This is a genomic window from Seonamhaeicola sp. MEBiC01930 (assembly GCF_045277075.1).
Taxonomy (GTDB): Bacteria; Bacteroidota; Bacteroidia; order Flavobacteriales; family Flavobacteriaceae; genus Seonamhaeicola.
Window position 1 is genome coordinate 1833601 of record NZ_CP104270.1, and the last position, 25290, is coordinate 1858890.

Sequence of the window (25290 nt, forward strand, 5' to 3'; positions counted from 1 at the left end):
GCTAAAATAATAGACATACTGGAGTACAGGCTTTTTCCTTATGTAAGAAGGTTAATGTTCCGTTTTTTGGATGTATTTTAAAAACAGCTATATTGTTGCTTTTTCGGTTGGCTACAAGTAAAAATTTACCTGTTGGGTCTATTGTAAAGTTTCTTGGCCAGTTTCCTTGTACACTTATGTTTTGTATTTTGACAATGGTGCCTGTTTTAAGATTTCGTTTGAAAACAGCAATAGAATTTTCACCTCGGTTAGAACCATATAAGAATCGTTCGTCATTTGATAAATGAATATCCGCACAATAGCTTTCGCCATTATAATTCTTATCTAAAGTAGAATCTTCATCTATAGTTTTGAATCCAGAATCGGTTTTTTTAACGGAAGTAATTGAATTACCATATTCATTGATTATATAGATATATTGTCCATCTTTAGTTAAAGAAAAATGACGAGGTCCGGGGTTGCCTTTCATTTTAACAATGGTTTCAGATTTCAGAATATAGTTATTACTTTTTAATTTGTATTGATAAATAGCATTTCTTCCCAAATCAGAAACAAATAAATTGTCATTATAAAATTGAGCAGAATGCGCATGTGATTTTTCTGTTTTAGAGTTGTGATTAAACGTTTGTGAAGCCTCATTTAAAGTACCATCATTGTTAATATTGAGTATAGAGGCAGTACCGCCAAAATAAGTGCTAATGACAATTTTGTTTCCAGCTGTATTAATAGAGATGTGACACGGACCTTTTCCGTGGCTATCCACAGAATTTAATAAGGTTAGTTTACCATCATTATTAATTTTAAGGGCAGATACAAAATCGTGATTTGTTGTGTCGGAAGACCGATTAACAGAATAAATATATTTTCTGTCTTTAGAATATGTGATGAAAGTTGGATTGTCAGTTTTAATAGCTAATGTTTTATTTGATAAATTACCAGTTGTAGTGTTGAAAGTGTATTTATAAATACCTTCAGTGCTAAAAGTGCCTACATATAAATCTATATTTTGAGCTTTGGTTTTAAGAAAAGGAATAGAAAATATAATTATTAATAGTTTAAGTTTCATAAAGGTGTAATTTGAAACTCTAAAGTAGAGTTTTTTGTTTACAACTCATGATAACTTGAGGTTATAATATCAATATTGATATGTATTTTTATACACTTCGTTTTTTCTTAGAACGATTATACAAATCAACACATAAATTTAGAGCATGTATTTAATTTTCGATACTGAAACTACCGGATTACCAAAACGTTGGGATGCGCCCATAACTGATACAGATAACTGGCCAAGGTGTATTCAAATTGCATGGCAGCTTCATGACGCCATGGGGAATTGTATTGAACATCAAGATTATTTGGTGCAACCTGAGGGGTTTAATATTCCGTATGATGCCGAAAAAATTCATGGTATTTCTACTGAATTGGCAACAGAACAAGGTGTGCCCTTAAGTGAGGTTCTTGAAAAATTCAATGCTGTTTTAGAAAAATCCAAATTTATTGTTGGGCAGAATGTTAAGTTCGATTTGAACATTATGGGTGCAGAATTTGTACGCGGTGATATTGCCAATAAATTACAAGAACTCCCAATTTTAGATACATGTACTGAACACACAGCTAATCTTTGTCAAATTCCTGGCGGTAGAGGGGGGCGGTTCAAGTTACCTACTCTTACAGAGTTACATGAGCATTTGTTCAATGCGCCTTTTGCTGAAGCACATAATGCAACTGCGGATGTTGAAGCAACAACACGTTGTTTTTTAGAGTTAGTACGTTTGGGTGAATATACTAAAGAACAGCTTGATGTAGAAGATGATTATCAGACTAGGTTTAGAGAGGCTAATCCTAATGTTATTCAGCTAATAGGGTTAAAGCATATTAACCTAAAACAAGAAAGTGGTAAGATTCAAAAGCGTCTTGAAAAGTTAGAACAATCTCAAAATATTGGAGATGATGTTTCTTTAGATGTAGATTTAACAGACGTTAATTTTGTGCATTTGCATAATCACTCTCAATTCTCTGTGCTACAATCTACTATGAGTATTGGAGATGTGGTGGCCGCTGCCGAATCTCACAATATGCCAGCCGTTGCTCTAACAGATCATGGAAACATGATGGGGGCATTTCATTTTATAAATGCGGTAAATAAACAAAACAAAGGTATTGAAGCTGCAATTGCTGATGCCAAAGAAAAAGGAGAGTCAACAGATAAGAAATTAATAAAGCCAATTATTGGTTGTGAATTTTTTGTATGTGAAGATCATAAAGACAAATCTCGAAAAGATAATGGTTATCAAATTGTGTTATTAGCCAAAAACAAAAACGGCTATCATAATTTGGCAAAATTATCATCTCATGCCTTTGTTGATGGCTTTTATTATGTGCCTAGAATAGATAAAAAACTCATTCAGCAGTATAAAGAAGATGTTATTGTCTTAACAGGTAATTTATATGGAGAGGTGCCAAGCAAGGTGTTGAACATAGGAGAAAATCAAGCGGAAGAGGCTTTGGTTTGGTGGAAAAATGAGTTTGGAGAAGATTTGTATATGGAGCTGATGCGTCATAACCAAGAAGATGAAAATCGGGTTAATACAACATTGGTGAAATTGGCAAGAAAACACGAGGTTAAACTAATTGCGTCCAATAACACATATTATCAAAATCAAGAAGATGCTAATGCGCATGATATTTTATTATGTGTAAAAGATGGTGAGAAGCAAGCCACACCAATAGGAAGAGGTCGCGGTTACCGTTACGGACTACCAAATCAGGAGTATTACTTTAAGTCTTCTGATGACATGAAGAAACTCTTTAAAGATTTACCCGAAGCCATTTTAAATACTCAAGAAGTCACCGATAAAATTGAAGCTTTCCAATTAGCTCGAGATGTATTATTACCTGCCTTTGATATTCCGGATGAATTTAAACATGAAGAAGATTTAGCTGATGGAGGTAAGCGTGGAGAAAATGCCTATTTAAAACATTTGGTTTATGAAGGTGCAAAAAAACGTTATGGAGAACCACTTACAGAAGATATTACGGAACGATTAGATTTCGAGCTTAGTGTTATTGAAAATACTGGGTACCCTGGGTATTTTCTAATTGTAGAAGACTTTATTCGTGAAGCTCGAAATATGGATGTATCGGTAGGTCCTGGGCGGGGTTCAGCAGCAGGGTCAGTTGCGGCGTATTGTTTATGGATAACCAATATTGACCCCATGAAGTATGATTTGCTTTTTGAGAGATTCTTAAATCCAGACCGTATTAGTATGCCCGATATTGATATTGATTTTGATGATGAGGGAAGAAGCCGTGTTATGGACTATGTTATTGAAAAATATGGTGCCAACCAGGTAGCACAAATTATTACTTATGGTACTATGGCAGCCAAATCGTCAATTCGTGATACTGCACGTGTATTGGATTTACCCTTATTTGACGCTGATCGAATTGCGAAGCTGATTCCTAATATGTCTAAGCTTAATAAGATTTTTGGTTTAGATGAAAAAGGGTTAGCTAGTAAGTTTAGAGCAGAAGAATTAGAAAAGGTTAATCAGCTTTTAAATATTTCAGAAGGAGTTGATTTAGAAGCAAAAACTGTGAATACGGCTAGGGCTTTAGAGGGCTCTGTGCGTAATACAGGGATTCATGCCTGTGGAGTGATTATCACACCAGACGATATTACCAAATTCGTTCCGGTTTCAGTAGCAAAAGACTCCGATTTATATGTTACTCAGTTTGATAACTCGGTTGTTGAAGATGCCGGATTATTAAAAATGGATTTCTTAGGATTAAAAACCTTAACTCTTATAAAGGATACCGTAAAAATTGTAAAAGCTAAGCACGATATTCAATTAGACCCTGAAAGTTTTCCTTTAGATGACGAAGTAACCTATGCGCTTTTTCAAAGAGGTGAAACAGTTGGGGTATTCCAGTACGAATCTCCAGGTATGCAGAAACACCTTCGTGATTTAAAACCAACGGTGTTTGAAGATTTAATAGCAATGAATGCCTTGTATCGTCCAGGACCAATGGAATATATTCCAAGTTTTGTTCGGCGAAAGCATGGTGATGAAGAGATTACCTATGATTTACCCGCTATGGAAGAATACCTAAAGGAAACTTATGGTATTACAGTATACCAAGAGCAGGTAATGTTGTTGTCTCAAAGTTTGGCAGATTTCACCAAAGGTGAAGCAGATGTACTCCGTAAGGCTATGGGTAAAAAGCAGATTGCGGTACTTGATAAAATGAAACCTAAGTTCATTGAACAGGCCAGTGCAAATGGACATGATGCCAAAATACTAGAAAAAGTATGGAAAGACTGGGAAGCCTTTGCTAGTTATGCGTTTAATAAATCGCACTCTACCTGTTATGCGTGGATTGCCTACCAAACTGCGTATTTAAAAGCGCATTATCCTGCAGAGTATATGGCGGCAGTACTTTCTAATAATATGAATGATATAAAATCGGTTACATTTTTTATGGAGGAATGTAAGCGTATGAAATTAAATGTACTAGGACCGGATGTTAATGAAAGCTATTATAAGTTTTCTGTAAATAAAGATGGTGCAGTTCGTTTTGGAATGGGAGCCATAAAAGGAGTTGGTCATGGAGCGGTCATGACTATTGTAGAAAATAGAGAGGACGGACCATATAGATCTATTTTTGATTTTGCTAAACGCATAGATTTACGGGCAGCAAATAAAAAGGCGTTTGAAAATTTGGCTTTGGCAGGTGGTTTTGATGGGTTTGGAAATACTCATAGAGCACAATATTTTCATAAAGAAAATGATGCTACTTTTTTAGAAATGGTAATTAAATATGCGCATAAGCATAAGGAAAATGAAAATTCTGCTCAGGTGAGCTTGTTTGGCGAATCTAGTGAAGTACAAATTGCAGAACCAACTATTCCTCCATGTGAAGATTGGGGAACAATGGAAAAATTATCTAAAGAACGCGAGGTAGTTGGAATTTATATTTCTGGCCATCCATTAGATGATTTTAAAACAGAAATGAAAACCTTTTGTAATGCAGCTGTAGGCGTGTTTAATGATTTGCATCCTTATGTAAATAGAGAATTGGTTTTTGGAGGAGTGGTGACCGATGTGCAGCATAGAGTTAGTAAACAAGGAAAAGGTTGGGGGTTATTTACAGTTGAAGATTATACCGATAGTTATGAATTTAGAATTTTTGGTGAAGAGTATTTAAAATTCAGGCACTTTTTAATGGTAAATAACTTTGTTTTTGTAAAAGCATTTGTACGTGAAGGATGGGTTAATAAGGATACAGGAAAGAAGAGTGACCCAAGATTGCAGTTCAATAATTTTCAGTTATTGCAAGACGTCATGGAAAATTATGCAAAAAAATTATCACTTCAGTTAGATATAAATGATCTTAAAGAAGAAAAAATCATTAAGATTAAAGATTTATTGAGTTTGCATCCAGGAAATCAGGCTTTGAATTTTTTGGTTTATGATGCAAAAGAGAAGATGAAATTAAATATGCCTAGTAGAAAACAAAAGGTGAAAGTTTCTCAAGAATTAATCTCAGAATTAGAAGCACAACATATTCATTTTAAACTAAATTAATTTTTTTTCGTTTTTAGGGTAGGAATTTTCAAAACTCACTTGTTCTATTATTGAATTAATTAAAAACCTATTTTATATTATGAAAAAGATTTTAAGTTTAACTTTTTTACTTTCATTATTATTTGTAGCATGTGATAATGAAGGAGCCCAAGACAATTTAAACGAAACAATTACCCTATCTGCTGCTTCTGAAGCTGCTATTGAGGAAACTGAAGTTGTGTTAGATGATATAGCACTTTATTCTGAGAGTGTTTATGGTGTTTCTACTTCAAAAAGTAGTTCTACAATAACTTCTAAAAGTGGTGACAAATATGGTCGTTCTAGATTTTTTAAGAATTGTGCAGACATTGTAGTTGAAGTTACAGATTCACTAGCCACCGTTACAATTACTTTTAATGGTGAATGTGAGGATAGTGATGGTAATGTAATTACTGGAACTATTACCAAAGTAAGAGAGATTGGTGATGCTACCAAAACTAAAACAGTAACCTTTACAGATGTTAGCGTTAATGGTTACTTAGTAAACGGTACTAAACAATATACTTTTGTAGAAGAAAATTCAAATGGTAACCCTCAAATGGATGGTACAACAAATATTACAGTTGAAACCGATGAAGGAACCTATACTAAAGTAGGCAATAGAACTGTTGAAATTACTGCAGGAGGAGATACAGATACATGTTATGATGATGAAAAAACCATTACAGGAGCATCAACTTATACTGATGCAGCAGGAAATACATATAGTATGGAAATTACAACAGCTTTAGTAAAGCCAGCAGAATGTAGATATATTGCTTCTGGTATTAAAACTTATACAACCCCTGAAGGAACATCTACTTTAGATTATGGAGATGGTACCTGTGATAATGTTGCTATTAAAACAGCAACGGATGGTACTGTAACTGAGGTTGAGTTAAGAAAAAAGAGAAAAAAATAACTGATTAATTAAGCCCTAATTGATAAAAGAGTCGTCCTGCCTTAAGACGGCTCTTTTTGTTGGTTTAGGTTTTCTCTAAGCTTTTCTGTTAAAAACATATTCCAGGTAGATGAACAAATATCATAGCATTCTAGTTTTGGTGTTAAACCAATTTGCTGAAAATCTATTATAGTTTTAGTGTCTTGTTCAAATATTTTCCAATGCAATACATGTCCAATCCATTCTTTATTAAATTCGGGTTCACCGTCTATACATTTCCAAATGAGTTCTGAGTTTGGTGAGTATTCTATAATCTTAAACGTCCACCAATAACCATTTTCAAAAGTGATAGTAAATTGTCCGTCTTGATTAAAATTTGCATTACTAATCTCTCCCCACCAACTATTCATACCCTCGTTTAGAGCGTTAAAAACGCTTTGGGAGCTTGTATTAACAATTATTTTAATGGAATAGTCTTTAAGAATTTTCATTAGTAGAGCTGTTATTTAGATAATCTTCAAGAGCGTTAAGTTTATTGTTCCAGAATTGCTCATAGAACTTCAACCATTTATTAACTTCCTGTAATTCTTTGGGGTTGGCGTTACAAAAGCGTTCACGTCCTTGAGGTATAATATGCACCAGGCCAGCTTCTTGAAGGGTTTTAATATGCTTTGTGACCCCTTGGCGAGTCATTTCAAATTGATTAGATATTTGAGTGATTGATAGTGCTGATGTAGCAATTACCAAGGCATGAAAAATATCACGTCTTGTAGGGTCTGCTATTGCTTTAAATAGTTTATTTATTTTATCCTGCATTTACTTCTTTTTTTAGGTAGCTGGTTAAATCATTAATGCAATTGTTCCAGCCTCCATTAAAACTTTCAAACATGGCAATGGCTGTTTCACCTGCGTAATTTGTGATGCCCGAATGCTCTAATGTAAGCTTTGTTCCCTCTGAAGTAGATTTTAATTCCCATTTAACAGTGGTTTCGGTTTCAGTGCCACCAACTACCCATGTATAAACTAACACATAAGGCTTAGCTTCTAATATTTCACCACCTATTGTGGTGCAGCCTTTTTCGTTTGGCGGAGAAGTGAATAGGTATTTGTATCCTTTTTCAGCCTTAAAATCGGCTGGAATAAACCAAGTAGAGATTTCTTCTGCTTTGGTTATTGCGTTCCATACTTGGTCTATAGGATGGTTAAATACCACTTCTTTTTTAATAACATCATTCATAATTATTCGTTTTTTTGATTTATATGCAACTTAATGGTTGCTAAATTAAATCAAATATCTTAAACAAGCAACTTTTTGGTTGCTTGTTTGAAATTTCTTCGTGCAAGGGATAGCAGTGGTATCCTTTTTTGAGGTTAAAAAAAGATTTAACGGATAGCCCAACTACCAAGTAAATGCGCCCTAAAGAAAAATATAAAGATTAATTTTATCACATTATATTAGGGGTAATTATTAAGGTAATGAGTCATTTTTATGAATATAAAACGAGATAATGACGTTATAAATAAAACAAATTGTTAGTTTGTAAGTATTCGTATTTTTTTTGACTAATTTTGTGTTATTAAATTAATTAAGAATATTAAAAAGATATATTATGGCATTAGAGATAACAGATGCAACGTTTGAAGAAACGGTTTTGAAAAGTGATAAACCAGTATTGGTGGATTTTTGGGCGGCTTGGTGTGGGCCATGTAGAATGGTTGGGCCTATTATTGAAGAAATAAGTGGTGAATACGAAGGAAAAGCTGTAGTTGGAAAGGTAGATGTTGATAATAATCAGGAGTTTGCAGCTAAATATGGCGTTAGAAATATACCTACTGTATTAGTGTTTAAAGATGGTGAAGTTGTTGATAGAAAAGTAGGTGTAGCACCTAAAAACTCTTATACTGAAGCTATAGAATCACTTTTGTAGTATTTTTATAAAAAAAGAAAATGAGGAAGGTTTGCTGTAATGGCAAACCTTTTTTTATTTTAGTTGATGAGAAAATTGCATAGAGCAAATTGCTGTTTTAAAAGATAAATAATCTGTAAATGAATTTACGTCAGGAATTAAATAAGGCCGAAGGTTTTAATGGATTAGGCTTACTTGCAAAACAAGTAGTTGAAGGTTTTATTGCTGGTATGCATAAAAGCCCTTTTCATGGGTTTTCTTCAGAGTTTGCAGAACATAAAATTTATAATAGAGGAGAAAGTACAAGACATATTGATTGGAAGCTATATGCTAAAACAGATAAATTATATACTAAACGGTATGATGATGAAACCAATTTAAGGTGTCATATTATTATTGATAATAGTAGTTCTATGCATTACCCTGAGATGTCTAATTTTTCAATAGATAATCTGAATAAAATTGCTTTTTCAGCCTTAGCTGCAGCGGCATTAATGCAAATGCTGAAGAAACAAAGAGATGCTGTAGGCTTAAGTATTTATAGCGATAGTTACGATTTTTATGCTCAAGAAAAGGGTAGTGAACGTCATCATCAAATGCTTTTAAATCAGCTTAGTGAAACGGTAATAAGTAAAAATTTAAATAAAGAAACTGAAACGTATACATATTTACATGAGATAGCAGAGAAAATACATAAGCGCTCCATGATTTTCTTGTTTACAGATATGTTTCAAACTAGTGAAGATGAAATAAGGCTGTTTGAGGCTTTACGTCATTTAAAGTACAATAAGCATGAAGTGATTTTGTTTCATGTTTTTGACAAGCAAAAGGAATATGCTTTTAATTTTGATAACACGCCAAAGCGTTTTATTGATGTTGAAACAGGAGAGTATATTAATTTGTATGCAGATAGTGTAAAGCACAATTATAGTAAAAGAGTTGAGGCTTATTTTTCTGCACTTAAATTAAAGTGTGTTCAATATAAAATTAAATATGTTGAAGCGGATATTAATGATAGTTTTAATCATATATTAACCACTTATATGGTAGAGCGTCAGAAGTTTGCATAGTTAGTTTTTCAAACCTCTAATTAAAGAAGTGGTTAAAACTAAAAACTAATATTAAAAAACTTTAAAAAAGATTTGACATATTAAAAAAGGCGTGTATATTTGCATCCGCAATCATGCAACGGTCTGGTAGTTCAGTTGGTTAGAATATCTGCCTGTCACGCAGGGGGTCGCGGGTTCGAGTCCCGTCCAGACCGCAAGAATTGCTAAAAGCCTTAACAACCTTAAGGCTTTTTTTGGCACTTTAAAGAAGTTGTGTTGTTTGATAAACCTTGTGTTTATCAAAGGTTTAAGTAGTTAAACCAATGGAAAGCTTTCCTTTTTTCTGTGAAGAAAATTGGGATGCTTTTTTGTTTTAAATCACTTTAAAACTCTTTTTTACCAAACTCACTATCAATAAAATTAGCCTTACTTTTATTGCTGTTAAATGAATAAGAAAGGTTTAACATTACCATATCAACTTCGTACACATAGTTTGTTGTAGTGAAAAAGGCGTTAGGTCTGGAGGTTGTAATACGTTGTTCGTTAGTATCTAGAATTCCCATATCAATATTTTGCCATTGAAGTGTAGCTACTAATTGATTATTTAAAAAGCTCTTTTTAAAACTTAAATTAGGTGAATAAAATCTTGAATCTTTTCCTTGTGCCGTTTCCCTTTCAGATAGGTAATTAAATGTAAACTGTAGTGAACTGGTATTAGAGAAGTTATAGGTGCTATTAGCATTCAGGGAATATTGAGTAGCATTGCTATCAATAACTTCTCCATCATAAAAACCATCAATGTTAAAGTTGTAAATATTTGCACCAATAAAATTGTTCCATTTAGTAGTTGGTTTTAGTTGTAAACCAAGTTCTAAACCAATTGAGCGCCCCGTACCTACATTAGAATAAATACGATCTAAAACTACATTATTAAACCTAGGGTCTTCTGGATCTATAACAGGACCATCATAAATTTGATTTACTCTATTTACTAAGTTTTCTACATTTCTAAAATATGCGGTAGCAAAAATGGAGTTGCCTTTGTTGAGCTTTTTGGTAATACCCAATTCTACCAAATCTATGAACTCTGGTAGTAAAATTTTGTCTCCTTGTTCCAGAGTCTCAGAATGCTCACGCTCTCTAAATGGGTTTAACTTAAAAGCTGATGGTCTTTCAACACGTTTACTATAAGCCGTTTTTAGTGTAGTTTTATCATTAAAGTTGTATTGTAAAGTACCTGAAGGAAATAATTTTTCGTAATTGTAGTTTAATGTTTCAGCATAAGTTCCTGCTTTGTCAGAAAGTATTAATTCTCTGTCTAAAATTTCAAGCCTTAAGCCTAAGGCATATTCCCATTTACTTTTTTGTCCGTTCAATTGTAAATAACCTGAGTGGATTGTTCTAATTAAATCAATATCATTTGAAAAGTCATCTACTTGAGTAAACGCATCATTATAATCTGTACGTCTTCCATAATAAAAATCACCTCTATTGTCAAGGGTTCTGAATTGATAACCTGTTTCAAGAGTACCAAATGAAAGTGGTTTTATAGTATAGTCTAATTGTGCTCTAAATCCATTTAATGGATTATCGTTAGTATTATATTCATCTTGGATTAAAACTTCGGTATTAGGGTATTCTAAATTACGGTTTGTTGTTGGTCCGCCTAGTAAGGTGTATTCATATAAAAGAGATGTAGAAAATTTAGATTTGTTATTGAAAGTATGCCTATAATCTATACTACCTAAAACAAAGTCTCCTTTGCGTATTCTTAAGTTTTCATTGAAATAAGTGAGTTCAAAAATAGTATTGTCTTCGTCATCTACAGGGTAAGCCATATTGTTGTAAAGTATATCTGCAGTTCTGGCTTTTTCACGTTTACCGGCATAAAACCCTAATGAAAATTCATTGTTAGTATTAGGAATGTAGTCTACAGTAAACCTACCAGAGTAGTTTTCTTCATCAAAGCTACGTTCTCCATCAGAAGGAAAACTTGTATAAACATCATCAACAATAGTCCATACATCACCTTCGCGTCGTCCACTAATGTCCTTGCGTTGATAATTTGCTCCTATGGAAATATTCCATTTATCTTTTCTTATGTTATACGTAGCATCAATTCCATAGCGTTTAGTATTTTCTTTATTGTTATAATCTTCTATGGAAGGAAAACCTGAGTTAATGTTTATTTGGGCAAAATTGCCATTAGCACTCCCTTTTTTTGTAATGATATTTAAAATACCTGCTTTCCCTTCTGGGTCATATTTTGCAGAAGGAGCTGTAATAACCTCAATACGTTCAACAGTATTTGCAGGAAGTTGATTTAAAAATGTAGAAGCATTGCCTTGAATGGGTTTACCATCAAGTAACATTACAAAACCAGAACTACCTCTAACGCTTATATCTCCTAGAGCATTTACACTAACTGATGGTAAGTTTTTAATAACATCTGTAGCGGATCCGCCTTTTGTATTTTGAAATGTTTTGGTGTTAAAAACTTGACGATCAATTTTATTAACTACGGTAGCTTTTTCACCAGTAATTACAACTTCATTTAGTTCATTTTTACCAATATCAAGAGCTATGGTGCCTAAAGAAACGGGTTGGTCTTTAATTTTAATAGATTCAATAGTTAAAGTTTCATAACCTATAAATGATACTTCTAGATAAAACTCGCCCTTTTTATCAGTTTCAATATTAAAAATTCCTTTTTGGTTGGTAATTACGCCAGTTACTAAAGTGTTAGTGTTTTGAGAATATAAAGCTGCAGTAGCATACTCTAAGGGGGCATTAGAATTTTTGTCTATAACTTTTCCGGTAACCTGACTAAATAAATTTTGACTAGTAATAATTGTTATAAGAACAATTATGGCAAGGTGTTTCATGTTTTAAGAAGCTTGTTTTATAAAGAACCCAAAGATAGTTATATTTAGGGTTAGCTAAAGAGATTTAACACTATAGATATAAATAATAAGACGCTTCATAAACTAATTTTGTAAATTGCGTTTCAGAAAAATTTGGGATTATAAGTATGGTTACTTTAAAACAACTGGCAAAAGAGTTAAATGTTTCAATTTCTACGGTTTCTAAGGCCTTAAATAATAGTGAGGAAATAGGAGAGGATACTGTTAGACGTGTTAAAGAATTAGCAGCACTATATAACTATAAACCAAATAAGGTAGCTTTAAGCTTAAAACAGAATAAGACCAAAACCATTGGTGTAATTATACCTAATATATTGAATCATTTCTTAGCTAAAGTGCTTTTTGGTATAGAAAGAGAGGCTACTAAATTAGGCTACAATATAATTACATGTATATCAAATGAATCCTTAGAGAAGGAGAAAGAAAGTTTGCAAATTTTGGCTAACGGTAGTGTTGATGGTTTTATTTTATGTGTTGCTGAAGAAACCCAAATGAAAAATGAGGTTGAGCATTTTAGAAGAACTATTAGTCAAGGATTGCCAATAGTAATGTTTGATAGGGTAGCTCATGATGTATTATGTGATAAAGTTATTGTTGATGATTTTAATGCAACCTATAATGCCACAAAAGATTTAATTACGGAAAACAGAAAGCAAATAGCTTTTGTAAGTAATATTCAGGGTATTAGTGTTGGGAAATTAAGAGAGAGAGGTTATGCTAAAGCCATTTTAGAAAACCAGAAGCAAGAATTATTAATCTTAAAGATTAAAAAGAAGGACGATCATCAAAAGAAAATAAAATCGTTTCTTAAAAAAAATAAAAATATAGATGCTGTTATAGCAGCAGATAGCTCATCTGGAATCATAGCAATAAATGCAGCAGTTAATTTAGGGGTAAAAGTACCTAAAGAAATGTCTGTAATTGGGTTTGCTAGTAAATCTGATGCTGATCATGCCCTGCCAAGATTGACTACCATTAGGCAACATGCAAAGGTTATTGGGGCTAATGCGGCAAAAATGCTTATTCATAGATTAGAGAATATGCATTTAAATGAAGATGTTAAAACAAAGATTGTAAAGACTAGTTTGGTACAAGCTAAATCTACGTTGAAATAAATAACTCTAATTTTTGGTAAATTTTAATTGTAGTCCTTTACACATGTATTGATAGCTGATTTATTGTGTTTTGGTGAAATTACCGTTTAACGATGTATTTCAACGTTAAAAAATGCTTTTTGTCGATTATTTTGTTTTTGCATTGGTTCTTACATCTACTTTAGTCAAAGCTTAATGAGCATAATATTTTCCCCTCAGCGCATTAAGTAAATTAATCCATTTAGTTAGGCTGTTTAACTGGTCTATTCCCTCAAAAAAATAAAGTTATAATCTGTACGCTTTTATGCGTTCGGTTCAAGTTAATTATCCATTTTCCCTCAACAGAGATTTTGATTTTTTCAGAATCTTAGTATGAAGATTTTTTTTTTAAAATTTAATATAGAGAAAATATAATTTAACCTTAAATCGAAATAATATGAAAGCCCTAAAAATTACTTTAATTATTGCTGTTATTTTTGCATCTTTTACATCTTGTACTAAGCAAGATTTAAATGAGGATGATATTTTAATAGACTCACAAGCTCAATTTAGACCTTATACAGGTGGAGGTTTATCGGACTAAAACAACTAAACCAAAATATTTATTGTTAAAAAACTCATTACAATTTGTAATGAGTTTTTTGTTTAAATAATTATAAATACTTTTGAGTAAATAGTTAATCTGTATTTTTTTGAAATTTAATTTTTCTTCCTTAGTAGTTTTATTCTTCTTCTGTTCTATTTATAGTCAAAGTGCTAGAGATTTAAGTAATATTGATTCTATTCAAAAAGTAATTCTTAATTCTAAAACTACTGACTCCTTACTAATTGCCAATGCACATTACCAAATTGGAGAACTTTATAGATATAATTCTTTAGGAGATAGTGCCTATTATCATTATCAGAAAGCTGAAAAAATTTATAAAAGTAAAAAGGACAAGTATAGAACTGCAATAACTTTATATGGAATTGCCGATATTCAGAGGGATGAGAAGGATTTTACAGGTTCGGAGGTAACTTCGTTTGAAGCTATATCATTATTAGAATCATTAAAGCAGACAGATAAAGTCATAAGATATAAATCTTATATTTATAATAGTCTTGGATTGGCTTTTGGACAATTAGAACAGTACGAAGAATCTATTTCTTATTATAATAAAGCTATTGAATTAAAGAAACGATTAAAAGGTAATAATAAGGCAACCCTTCAAAATTCTAGTAATAATTTAGCATTATCTTATAAAAAATCTGGAGACTATGACATGGCTATGGAGAAATATAAGGAGATTTTGGATGATGATAGCTTATTATATGAACGGCCGCAGGCCTATGCTTTAATTTTAGATAATTATGCACATACTTTATATTTATCTAATAATAGAAAACAACTACCTAGGCTATATTTTAAGGCCTTAAATATAGCGGAGAATGCAAGCCCTGGGGGTTACAATTCTATTATTATTAATCAGCATATAGCGGAATATTATAATGATCTTAATATTAAAGATTCTGCTAAATTTTATGGTTACAGGGCTAAGGATATATCGGAAAACTATCATAACGAAGATTACTTGACTTCCCTTTTATTACTGTCAAGAATAGAAGAAGGTGAGAAATCTGCACAACATTTAAAAGATTATGTAAGGATAAACGATAGTTTGTTAAAACATGAAAGAGCTATTAGAAATAAATTTGCCAGAATTCGATTTGAAACAGACCAAATAGAACAAGAAAACATACAAATAGCTAAAGAGCGCATGTGGCTATTGATAATCTCTGTAGTTGTCATTATAGCGTCATTCCTGTTGTATTTGGTAATAGCGCAAAGAAACAAGAATAAAGAACTTCAGTTTGTACAAAAACAACAAGAAACTAACGAGGAAATTTACAACCTGATGTTATCTCAAAATGAAAGTGTTGAAGAGGCAAGAACACTTGAGAAAAAGCGAATTTCTGAGGAATTACATGATGGTGTTTTAGGACGTTTATTTGGTACACGATTGAGTTTAGATAGTTTAAATTTTAATAATACAACAGAGGCTATACGTACAAGAGGTCAGTATATTGAACAATTAAAATCTATTGAAGAAGATATTAGAAAAGTATCTCATGAATTAAATACTGATTTTGTTTCGGGTTCTGGGTTTATAGATATCATTAAAACACTTGTTGAAACTCAAACCATAGCCTATAAACTTCAATATAAACTAGAGCATGATGATGATATTAATTGGGATAGTGTTTCAAATAAAAAGAAAATTCATATTTATAGAATAACACAAGAAATACTTCATAACATTTATAAACATGCCAAGGCAACCTATGTTGTTATTAGCTTTAAATTAAAAAATAATGTAATTTGCTTAACAATTACAGATGATGGTTCTGGATTCGATGTTAACAAAGCTAAGTCTGGAATTGGCCTGAAAAACATGAATTCAAGAATTAATGAAATTAGCGGAACCTTAAATATTAACTCAAAAAAAGAAGAAGGAACTGCGGTTATTATTGAAGTCCCAATACCCTAACGACATATTTAAATGACTGAAAAGATTAAAATTTTAATGATTGATGACCACCCAATGATTATTGAAGGTTATCAAAACACATTACAATTCACAAAAAAGGAGCACCAAGAGTTGTTTATTGATATTGCCAACAATTGTGATGAGGCTATTTCATATATGAATAAGGCTATTAGTAATGAATGGCTCTATGATTTATTATTTGTTGATATTAGTTTACCACCATCATCAGATGGGTCAATGAGTTCCGGTGAAGATTTGGCTGAATATGCTAGGAAAGTTTTGCCTGATGCAAAAATTATTATTCTAACTATGTTTAATGAATCATTTAGAATACATAATATAATAAAGAATATTGATCCTGAAGGTTTTTTGATTAAGAGTGATCTAACTTCTAATGAACTTGCCAGTGCATTTCAAGCTGTTTTAAATAACCCGCCTTTTTATAGTGGTACTGTAAATAGCCATATTAGAAAATCTATTACTAGTGATATTGTAATAGATGAAAAAAACAGAAAAATTTTACACCTTTTGTCTCAAGGAATTAAAACTAAAAATTTGGCTACTCATTTAGACATTTCTCTAAGTGCTGTTGAGAAACGTAAAAAACAGTTAAAGGAGTTGTTTTCTGTTGAAGATGGGCAGGATGAAACTTTACTGAGTGAAGCAAGGAAAAAAGGTTTTGTGTAGCCAGAGTCTTTCTTCATTTACAAATTAAGAATTAGTTTAAGTTTTTTTCTTGTTTTTTAAAATTGGTTAACCGTTATGATATCTAAGAACTACTATTAAACCGTAACTCAGTTACGGTTTTTCCGCATCTTAAAGTCGGTAAAAAGAATTAAATTTGATAGTCAACACTTCAAAAAAATTAATAATCCCTCAATTTTTTTTGTTGATAATAGCAATTTACAGACCCTGTGGAGGTGAGAGACCCACAGGGTCACTTCTTTTATAAGGGTAGTAAAGTGCTCTAAATTTAAGTAAATGAAAAGATAGCGTCTTTGTTATCCCATACTATACCACAAAATAATCCTAGGTATATTATAGCTACAATAAACTTTATAAAAGCCGAAGTTAAAAAACCAATAAAAGATCCAAAAGCGGCTTTCATAGCAGTTTTAGATTCGGTTTTGTTAAGTAATTCACCAAGATAGGCGCCAACAAATGGTCCAATTATAACTCCAAATGGAATAGGAGCAATGAGTCCTACAATAAGGCCGATGGAAGTACCAACCATGCCATATTTAGTACCGCCAAAACGTTTAGTGCCAATGGCTGGAATAATATAATCTAATACCCAAATTAGAATAGCAATAATTAAGGTAATTATTAGAAAAGATTTATTCATTGGTACTGTGTTGGCTAAATGAAGAATAAGTAAACCAACCCAACTAGTTAAAGGACCTGGGAGTACAGGTAAAAAGCTGCCGATAAGACCTAAAATCATAAATAGGGAGGCAATAAGCAATAAGATAATATCCATAAATAAGTTTTATATGTATGGGTTTGACGAAATATACAAACAAATGTTACATTTATAACTAAAAAATTAGTTAAAACTAAATATTTAGTTATATTTGTTGAAACTAAGTTTTTAGTTGAAAACTAAAATAGTTAATAAAATGAAACAACTTACAAAGGCAGAGGAAGACATTATGCAAATACTTTGGCAATTAAAAAGGGCCAATGTTAAAGCAATTATTAATGAAATTGTAGCGCCTAAGCCAGCTTATAATACGGTGTCTACAATAGTTAGAATATTAGAAAGTAAGGGTTTTGTTGGTTATGAAAAACAAGGTAAGGGCCACGTTTATTTTCCTATTGTAGAAAAACAAGATTATAGTAATCAATCTATCAATAAATTGGTAGACAATTATTTTCAGGGTTCCTTTAAAAGTATGGTGTCCTTTTTTATGAAGAAAAACGATATGAGTATGAAAGACTTAGAATCCGTGCTAAATGAAATAAATAAAAAAGACTCGTAAACATGTTCCAATATATAATTCAGACCATTGCTTTTCAGCTGTTCTTTTTAATGGTTTATGATTTCTTTTTAAAGAAAGAAACCTTTTTTAATTGGAACAGAGCTTATTTGTTGGGAACTATAGTATTATCATTATTAATTCCTTTAATAAAGATCGAAGGTCTAAAAAATGTATTGCCAACAGATTATATTATTGCTTTACCCGAAGTTTTTTTAGGAAATGATCAGCAATATAATACAAACGCTATGGCTTTAGATCCAGTTGTTATTTCTCAAAAATCGTTTTGGACTTTGGAAATGTTTTTCTTTTTAGGTGCCACAGCCGCCATTGCTTTATTTGTATATAATATACTTAAAATGAATGTGTTGGTTAGGAAAAGCCCTAAGCGAAAAGTTGAAAATCTTTATATAGTTAATCTCCTAAATAGTGGTGCAGCTTTTTCATTTTTTAAATATATTTTTTTAGGAGAATTGATAGATAAGGATGATAAAAAAACCATTTTAAAACATGAAATGGTACATGTAAAACAGTACCATTCTGCAGATTTATTACTGTTTGAAATACTAAAAATTGTCTTTTGGTTCAATCCATTAATCTATATGTATCAGAAAAGGATTATAGAGCTTCATGAGTTTATAGCTGATGCCCATGCTGTTAATCCTAAGAATAAAGAAGCCTATTACCAAAACTTGTTATCACAGGTTTTTGAAACAAAAAAAATATCATTCATCAATCCATTTTTTAAACAATCATTAATCAAAAAACGAATCGTTATGTTAACAAAATCAAGATCAAAACAAATTAATTTATTAAAGTATGTGCTATTAGTTCCTATGGTAATGACTATGCTTATTTACACGTCATGCGCTAATAGTCAAGAGAAAAATTCAACAGAAGAATTATCAATTTCAGAACAGATTGAATCATTAAAAGTGTCAATGAATGCCAAGGAAGGTAAACTCACTGATGAGGAAAAAAATAGTTTGTTGAAATTATTGGAAAACGTAAATTTTTCTAAAGATAATTCAAGCCCATGGAAAGTTTCAGTTGGAATGAACGGAAGTGCTAATGAGTTTGAAGTGCCATTCGCGGTTATTGAAGAAGTTCCTGCCTTTACAGGGTGTGAAGATTTATCAAACAATGATGAGCGCAAAGCATGTATGGTTAAAGGAATAAGCAGTTTTGTAAACAAAAACTTTAATACTAAACTAGCAAATGAGTATAATTTAACTGGCAGACAACGTATTAGTGTAATCTTTAAAATTGATATGGAAGGTAACGTGACAGGAATAAAGGCTAGAGCACCTCACCCTGCTTTGGAAGAAGAGGCTAAAAGAGTTATATCTCTATTGCCAAAAATGGTTCCTGGTAAACATAAAGGTAAAGTGGTAAATGTGCCATATATTTTGCCCATTATTTTTGATGTGGTTGAAAATAAGTCAGAAGTTGATAAATAATTTTGCAACAATACCTTAGTGTCAACTAAAAACCGAAGCTCTAACTTCGGTTTTTATGGTTTAAGTGAATATAAAAACCAAAAAAATCGTACTTTTCGGGTACAGTTTTAATCCATGAAGTACCCTCTCGTTTTTTTGCTAATGTTATTGCTTGCTTCTTGCAATTATTTCGACGTAAAAAAAACTTCATCTGAAGCAATTTTAAATGAAGAATTAAAAACCTTTAATTGGAAAGAAGTTGATGTTTATCCGTCATTTTCTATGTGCGATTCATTAAGTGAAAAGCATGAAAAAATGTATTGTTTTCAGTATTTTATAAAAAAACAAATTATTGAATCCTTAGAGCAAGAAGTTATTGTTGTAACCCAAGATATTAATGATACTATACAGCTAAAGTTTCAAATTACAGAAGCAGGGGCTTTAAACTTACTTGAAACAGAAATGGATAGCCTCACCATAGAAGAAATACCGAATATTGAAGATTTAATTGTAAAAAGCCTCGATTCTCTGCCTGAAATATATCCGGCTATAAAACGAGGTCAGCAAGTAAAAACACAGTTTAATCTGCCTATTGCTATAAATGTTGAATAGCTAAAACCGAATAGCCAATTTTCGCATTAATCTTAATATTTCAGCGTATAACCAAACAAGAGTTACCAATAGCCCCCAAGTTGCTAACCATTCTTTGTATTTAGCCGATTTGTTCTTGTGCCTTTCAATATAATCAAAATCTAATAGCAATGATAAAGAGGCAAATATAGCGGCAAGAATATTAAAAATAATAGCAGGCCATGAGGTTCCCCAAATAAACACTTTTATCCCGAAGAAGCTTAAAACCCAAGAAATTATATAGATAACAAAAATACTGGTAGCAGCGGTAATAATAACACTCTTAAGTTTTTTTGTAACAACTATAATTCTGGTCTGATATAGAATGAGCATAATCAAAAACGTTATCATAGTAATTCCAATGGCTTGATAAGGTAAATTTGGAAAATGTTTGTGAGCGTAAGCACTCATACCGCCTAAAAAAAATCCTTTTGCAATCGCATAAAGAGGTACCAGGATGTGAGCCCAATGTTGACGCACCGAAATTATTATACTAATAATGATGGCAGCCAACATGCCTCCAATAGAATACCATTTAATATTTGTTCCGTCACTGTATAGCTTCCAAACGCCTATTGAAATAATTATGATAATTAGTATGGAAAGTATGGACTTTTTAAAAATGCCGAAAACAGTCATGGTTTTAGAATCATCACTATCATCTCCAAAGAAATAATTTGTAAAAGCCGGATTGGAAGTTTTGTCTAAAAGTTTCATGAATCTAAAACTAATGAAAAATTATTTCCTAAAGGTTCTATTCTTCCATTTATAGGTTTTAAATGTTGATAAGAAAGCTATGTAAACACTAAAAAAAGGATATAGTATAAAAGCAAAAATATAACTAAGAAGTGCATCTTTTTGATTGAAAAATGAAGCTGTTTTATAAATTAAAATGAAATCTAGATTAAACTTGATAAAAAGTAAATAAGTGAAGATTTTAAGTTTGAAAACACCCAAAACAGAAAGAAGGGCCAGAACTAAAACTAAGGCATTTGCTAATAAAACAATTACCCCGGTAAGTTTACCAAACCAATTGCTGTAAGCACTTGTTTTAGAGGCCCAACGCAAGCGTTGTTCAAAAAGTAATTTCCATGTAGGCTGAGGTTTAGTGATGATAATAGCTGGTTCACTTTTTAGATAGTGAATACTTTTTGGGTATGCCTTAACTATTTTTTCCAATAAGAAAATGTCATCACCACTCGCTATATTGGAGTTGCCTTCAAAGCCACCTACCTCATTAAATGCACTTTTTTTATAAGCAAAATTAGCGCCATTACACATAAACGGTTTGTTAATACCAAAACCACCAATAGTGGCTCCCTGTAAACTTAAAAAATCAAGTAATTGAAATCTGTTCAAAAAAGTGTTTGTACTGTTATATGTTACTGGGGCGACAATACATTTTGAGTTATTTTGTTGGATAAACTCATCATAGCTACTAAGCCAATATTTTGGTAAAATACAATCGGCATCTGTTGTTATAATCCATTCATGTTTGGTTTGCTTTATTGCTGAAGTAAGAGCGTCTTTTTTTGGCGAGTTTGAATGTCTTTCATTCTTTATAATTTTAACGTCAGTTTGAGTGTTTTCTCTTTGCGATAATGTATCGAGAACTTGCTTTATAATTTCTACTGATTCATCATCAGAATCATCATCTATAAAAATAATTTCAAATAGGTATTGTGGATATTCTAATTGTGAAATTGACTTGAGTAATTCTGGTAGATGTTCTGCTTCATTTCTAAATGGAATTAATATTGAAAATGTGTTTTTTGCAGGTTTGTTTTCCAAATGGAATGTCTTGACCTTATCAAAGCCAAAAGCAAAACTTCCTATTAAAAGTAAGTAAGAAAAAATGATTAAAATACTTAATATCACCATTATCAATCTTCGTGTTTAGGCAAATTAAAGTTAAGTACATAGTAACTTCCAAACAGGCTGGGCAGAACAAAATTTAACAGCCACATGATGGTAGTTATGCTTAAAATAGTAAGCTCATTAATTTGAATAAAACCAAATAAATATATTGCTATACTTCCTTTTATAACCACATCAAAGATAAAAATAGAAGGTACAATAGATGATAAAAAATACATTGATGTAATGCACATCATAGCATTTTGATAGTTTATTTCGGCTTTAAAAATATGTAATAAAAAATAGAATTGAAATGAAAAAATCACATAGCGTAATATAGATAATAGGAAAATTTGTGCTAGTGATTTTTTAGAGAAGTTTGTAATTAAGTCTTTTAAATTTTTAGTAGAATAGCCTTTAATTGTAAATCTGCTTTTTTTTATGCTTAACCCAATTATAGTAAAAGCTAATATCACTATAAGTAATATTCTACTTAGTCTGTAAAAATCAATAATGATATTGTACTTGCTTATGAAAACCAAAAGGCCAATAGTACCAAATATAATAGTAGCAAGCATTTGCATCATGTTTCCTAGCAAATTCACAAATACAACACGTTTTCTGTCGTTAGAAGAAAAATAAAATGCTTTGGCACCATATTCTCCAATTCTGTTTGGAGTAAGAAGCGAGGCTGTTAGGGCTCCTAAACTTTGTTCTAGAGCATTTTTAAACGATATTTTTTTAAAGGTGCTAACTAATTTCTGCCATTTAACAATTTCAAGAAGCCAATTAAAAACAGTTAAAATGAGTAATAAAACAATGCTTTTTAATGAAAAAACATTGTTTTTACTTAAAAATTCAATAAAAATTATAAAATCTAATTCGGTATTATTTGTTAGTTTTTTATATATAAAATAAAAAGCTCCAGCTATAATGCTTAATTTAATGAGTACAAAAAAGAATTGTTTAGTTTTGTATGTGAGCAAATTATTCATGCTACAAATTAAGCCATTATTTATATTATGATTTCATATCTTAGAATTTATAAAACAGTTTTTTGTTTGGTAAGTTGTGTGATGTTAAGTATTCATGTGTTTTCTCAAGAGGGAACCAGTTTAATAAAAGCTCAATTTGGTTTAGGTATTTGTAATCTAGCTAAAGATGGTTTTGTTCAAAGTTTTGAAGGTAAATCGGTTAACTTTCCGTCGGTTAATTTAGCATTGCAATATATGTTCAAGCCTCAATTAGGAGGGAAGTTAGATTATAATTTTAGTAGAATATCTAATGAAGAAAATACACCAAGTTTCAAATTAAATTATTCTAGAATAAATACATTGTTGGTATATGATGCTAATAATATTTTAAACTTTTTACCACCTAGGGCAGGAGTGTTTTTTCATGTGGGTCCTGGATTTACCTTTGTTAAACCATTAGGTAACTATACGCAAAATAAAGTCTCTTTTCTGAATATTATGGGCGGTGCAGAATTTCATTATGGAATTTCTGACAAACTCTCAATTTATACAGATGTGTCTTATGTTAATGGATTTGGGAAAGCGTTTAACCCTCTATCCGATGGATTAGGGTCGTTTAATGGTAACATTTTAACAATTACTTTTGGGGCCTCTATTTCTTTAAGTGGCTGTTATTTTTGTGATCAATAAGAATTATGGAAGAAAAAATTATTTTAGGAATAGACCCAGGAACAACAATAATGGGTTTTGGACTTATAAAGGTGGTTGGAAAAAAAATGCAATTTATGCAATTGAATGAATTGGATTTAAAGAAATACAGTGATCACTATTTAAAATTAAAGTTGATTTTTGAGCGTACTATAGAACTTATTGATACGCATAAGCCAGATGAAATTGCTATTGAGGCTCCCTTTTTTGGTAAGAATGTACAAAGTATGCTCAAGTTGGGCAGGGCTCAAGGTGTTGCTATGGCTGCAGGTTTAAGTAGAGAAATTCCAATTACAGAATACTTGCCTAAAAAAATAAAGATGGCTATAACTGGTAACGGAAATGCTAGTAAAGAACAGGTGGCTAAAATGCTTCAAAGCTTATTGGGTTTAAAAACTTTACCAAAAAATTTGGATGCTACTGATGGTTTAGCGGCGGCTGTTTGTCATTTTTATAATTCCGGACGTGTTGAGGTTGGCAAGAGTTATTCGGGGTGGGATGCTTTTGTTAAACAAAACGAAGATAGAGTTAAAAAATAGATATATATTAACTGCTTAATGGCCGGTATCTACATACATATTCCGTTTTGCAAACAAGCATGTTATTATTGCGATTTTCATTTTTCAACATCGTTAAAAAAGAAGGATGAATTAATTCAAGCTTTATTAAAAGAAATTGAGTTACGAAAAGATGAACTGCAAGGAGAGACTGTTGAAACTATTTATTTTGGCGGAGGCACTCCAAGTATACTAGCTAATAATGAATTGTCATTACTTATTGATTCGGTTTATAAAAATTTCAAAGTCATTAGCTACCCTGAAATTACTTTAGAGGCAAATCCAGACGATTTAACTTCTGAAAGGATTATTAGTTTGAGTTCTACACCTATTAATCGTTTGAGCATTGGTGTTCAATCATTTTTTGATGATGATTTAAAAAGTATGAATCGCGCACATAATGCGGTAGAATCTAAAGAATGTCTTTCTGTAGCCTCTCACCATTTTGATAATATAACCATTGATTTAATTTACGGCGTACCAAATATGTCTTTAGAAAAATGGAATCAAAATTTGGAAATGGCTTTTGGTTTCGGAATAAATCATATTTCAAGTTATGCACTTACAGTAGAACCTAAAACGGCTTTAGAGAATTTTATTAAAAAAGGTATTTACCCTCCAACAGACGAAACTTTGGCGCTAGAACATTTTAATCATCTCGTGGAAAGAACAAAGCAAGAAGGGTTTATTCAATATGAAATTTCAAACTTTGGGAAACCCAACTATTTTTCAAAGCACAATACAAGTTATTGGCAAGGGAAATGGTATTTAGGTGTTGGGCCTTCGGCACATTCGTTTTTTGGTGACCAACGTTGTTGGAACGTGTCTAATAATTCAAAGTATATTAATGCAATTGAGGCTAAAGAATTACCAATTACAGTAGAATATCTTTCCAAGAAGGATGCGTTTAATGAGTATTTAATGACTGGTTTAAGAACCGTTTGGGGAGTGTCTTTTGATAAGGTTAAAACTGATTTTGGTGTGGAGTCTTTACAACATTTAAAAAAAGCTTCAGAAAATTACATTCACCAAGAATTATTACTTTCAGATCAGAATAAGCTATTAGTAACAGTAAAGGGAAAGTTTTTAGTTGACGGAATAGCTTCAGAACTATTTATGATTTAACTATATTTG

At 31.6% G+C, this 25290-nt stretch carries 23 protein-coding genes and 1 tRNA gene; 15 read left to right on the forward strand and 9 right to left on the reverse strand.

What is annotated here, in order from left to right; genetic code table 11:
• Position 1: 1 nt before the first annotated feature.
• On the reverse strand, positions 2–1066 hold the full coding sequence (locus N1F78_RS08030; RefSeq protein WP_406682643.1) for a lactonase family protein: 1065 nt from the start codon (positions 1064–1066) through the stop codon (positions 2–4).
• 145 nt (positions 1067–1211) lie between these two features.
• Here N1F78_RS08030 and dnaE point away from each other — a divergent pair, with 145 nt between their 5' ends.
• Positions 1212–5591 (forward strand): DNA polymerase III subunit alpha, encoded by a 4380-nt coding sequence (gene dnaE / locus N1F78_RS08035; protein ID WP_406682644.1) that lies wholly within the window; start codon positions 1212–1214, stop codon positions 5589–5591.
• A gap of 79 nt (positions 5592–5670) precedes the next feature.
• On the forward strand, positions 5671–6531 hold the full coding sequence (locus tag N1F78_RS08040; RefSeq protein ID WP_406682645.1) for a hypothetical protein: 861 nt from the start codon (positions 5671–5673) through the stop codon (positions 6529–6531).
• Positions 6532–6572: 41 nt separating this feature from the next.
• Here N1F78_RS08040 and N1F78_RS08045 read toward each other — a convergent pair whose 3' ends face one another.
• Genes N1F78_RS08045 through N1F78_RS08055 form a run of 3 tightly spaced genes read right to left on the reverse strand, consistent with a single transcriptional unit; the run spans position 6573 to position 7747 of the window.
• Positions 6573–7001, reverse strand: coding sequence for a hypothetical protein (locus N1F78_RS08045; protein ID WP_406682646.1), 429 nt, complete (start codon positions 6999–7001; stop codon positions 6573–6575).
• A complete protein-coding gene (locus N1F78_RS08050) occupies positions 6988–7326 on the reverse strand; it encodes an ArsR/SmtB family transcription factor (protein ID WP_406682647.1) in 339 nt (112 codons plus the stop codon). Before N1F78_RS08050 ends, N1F78_RS08045 begins: the two co-directional genes overlap by 14 nt.
• Positions 7316–7747: an SRPBCC domain-containing protein gene (locus N1F78_RS08055; RefSeq protein ID WP_406682648.1), complete on the reverse strand. Its 432-nt coding sequence runs from the start codon at positions 7745–7747 to the stop codon at positions 7316–7318. Before N1F78_RS08055 ends, N1F78_RS08050 begins: the two co-directional genes overlap by 11 nt.
• A gap of 373 nt (positions 7748–8120) precedes the next feature.
• On the opposite strand from N1F78_RS08055, the gene trxA reads away from it, so the two are divergent.
• The 3 genes from trxA (at position 8121) to N1F78_RS08070 (ending at position 9681) form a co-directional block, all read left to right on the forward strand.
• Positions 8121–8438, forward strand: coding sequence for a thioredoxin (trxA, locus tag N1F78_RS08060; RefSeq protein WP_147767679.1), 318 nt, complete (start codon positions 8121–8123; stop codon positions 8436–8438).
• Positions 8439–8557: 119 nt separating this feature from the next.
• Entirely contained in the window at positions 8558–9487 is a 930-nt protein-coding gene (locus N1F78_RS08065; RefSeq protein WP_406682649.1) for a DUF58 domain-containing protein, read from the forward strand.
• Positions 9488–9607: 120 nt separating this feature from the next.
• Positions 9608–9681 (forward strand) — tRNA-Asp (locus tag N1F78_RS08070).
• Positions 9682–9849: 168 nt separating this feature from the next.
• Here the strand turns inward: N1F78_RS08070 and N1F78_RS08075 are convergent.
• Entirely contained in the window at positions 9850–12351 is a 2502-nt protein-coding gene (locus N1F78_RS08075) for an outer membrane beta-barrel protein (RefSeq protein WP_406682650.1), read from the reverse strand.
• A gap of 146 nt (positions 12352–12497) precedes the next feature.
• Between N1F78_RS08075 and N1F78_RS08080 the strand changes: the two genes are divergently transcribed.
• The 4 genes from N1F78_RS08080 (at position 12498) to N1F78_RS08095 (ending at position 16699) form a co-directional block, all read left to right on the forward strand.
• Positions 12498–13505 carry a LacI family DNA-binding transcriptional regulator gene (locus N1F78_RS08080; protein ID WP_406682651.1) on the forward strand — a complete coding sequence of 336 codons (1008 nt, stop codon included), beginning with the start codon at positions 12498–12500 and terminating at the stop codon, positions 13503–13505.
• A 415-nt stretch (positions 13506–13920) separates the two neighbouring features.
• Entirely contained in the window at positions 13921–14067 is a 147-nt protein-coding gene (locus N1F78_RS08085) for a hypothetical protein (RefSeq protein ID WP_406682652.1), read from the forward strand.
• A 109-nt stretch (positions 14068–14176) separates the two neighbouring features.
• Complete coding sequence (locus N1F78_RS08090; RefSeq protein ID WP_406682653.1) at positions 14177–16012, forward strand: tetratricopeptide repeat protein; 1836 nt, start codon at positions 14177–14179, stop codon at positions 16010–16012.
• Between the two features lie 12 nt (positions 16013–16024).
• Positions 16025–16699 carry a response regulator gene (locus N1F78_RS08095; RefSeq protein ID WP_406682654.1) on the forward strand — a complete coding sequence of 225 codons (675 nt, stop codon included), beginning with the start codon at positions 16025–16027 and terminating at the stop codon, positions 16697–16699.
• 286 nt (positions 16700–16985) lie between these two features.
• On the opposite strand, the gene N1F78_RS08100 is transcribed toward N1F78_RS08095, so the two are convergent.
• Complete coding sequence (locus N1F78_RS08100) at positions 16986–17492, reverse strand: DUF456 domain-containing protein (RefSeq protein ID WP_406682655.1); 507 nt, start codon at positions 17490–17492, stop codon at positions 16986–16988.
• Between the two features lie 139 nt (positions 17493–17631).
• Here N1F78_RS08100 and N1F78_RS08105 point away from each other — a divergent pair, with 139 nt between their 5' ends.
• The 3 genes from N1F78_RS08105 to N1F78_RS08115 all read left to right on the forward strand — a co-directional run bounded on the left by N1F78_RS08105 (position 17632) and on the right by N1F78_RS08115 (position 20042).
• Complete coding sequence (locus N1F78_RS08105) at positions 17632–17994, forward strand: BlaI/MecI/CopY family transcriptional regulator (protein WP_406682656.1); 363 nt, start codon at positions 17632–17634, stop codon at positions 17992–17994.
• Between the two features lie 2 nt (positions 17995–17996).
• A complete protein-coding gene (locus tag N1F78_RS08110; protein WP_406682657.1) occupies positions 17997–19451 on the forward strand; it encodes a M56 family metallopeptidase in 1455 nt (484 codons plus the stop codon).
• A gap of 114 nt (positions 19452–19565) precedes the next feature.
• The gene (locus tag N1F78_RS08115; RefSeq protein WP_406682658.1) at positions 19566–20042 is read left to right on the forward strand and encodes a hypothetical protein; all 477 of its coding nucleotides are present in this window, start codon (positions 19566–19568) and stop codon (positions 20040–20042) included.
• Here the strand turns inward: N1F78_RS08115 and N1F78_RS08120 are convergent, their stop codons facing one another.
• The 3 genes from N1F78_RS08120 to N1F78_RS08130 are packed head-to-tail and all read right to left on the reverse strand — an operon-like array spanning position 20043 to position 22912.
• The gene (locus N1F78_RS08120) at positions 20043–20777 is read right to left on the reverse strand and encodes a Bax inhibitor-1/YccA family protein (protein ID WP_406682659.1); all 735 of its coding nucleotides are present in this window, start codon (positions 20775–20777) and stop codon (positions 20043–20045) included.
• Between the two features lie 21 nt (positions 20778–20798).
• Positions 20799–21941, reverse strand: a complete 1143-nt coding sequence (locus N1F78_RS08125; protein ID WP_406682660.1) for a glycosyltransferase — start codon at positions 21939–21941, stop codon at positions 20799–20801.
• Between the two features lie 2 nt (positions 21942–21943).
• A complete protein-coding gene (locus tag N1F78_RS08130) occupies positions 21944–22912 on the reverse strand; it encodes a lysylphosphatidylglycerol synthase domain-containing protein (protein WP_406682661.1) in 969 nt (322 codons plus the stop codon).
• A gap of 27 nt (positions 22913–22939) precedes the next feature.
• Here N1F78_RS08130 and N1F78_RS08135 point away from each other — a divergent pair, with 27 nt between their 5' ends.
• Genes N1F78_RS08135 through hemW form a run of 3 tightly spaced genes read left to right on the forward strand, consistent with a single transcriptional unit; the run spans position 22940 to position 25281 of the window.
• Positions 22940–23581, forward strand: coding sequence for a cell envelope biogenesis protein OmpA (locus tag N1F78_RS08135; protein WP_406682662.1), 642 nt, complete (start codon positions 22940–22942; stop codon positions 23579–23581).
• Positions 23582–23583: 2 nt separating this feature from the next.
• The gene (gene ruvC / locus N1F78_RS08140; protein WP_406685679.1) at positions 23584–24138 is read left to right on the forward strand and encodes a crossover junction endodeoxyribonuclease RuvC; all 555 of its coding nucleotides are present in this window, start codon (positions 23584–23586) and stop codon (positions 24136–24138) included.
• 18 nt (positions 24139–24156) lie between these two features.
• Positions 24157–25281 (forward strand): radical SAM family heme chaperone HemW, encoded by a 1125-nt coding sequence (hemW, locus tag N1F78_RS08145; RefSeq protein WP_406682663.1) that lies wholly within the window; start codon positions 24157–24159, stop codon positions 25279–25281.
• The last annotated feature ends 9 nt before the right edge of the window (positions 25282–25290 follow it).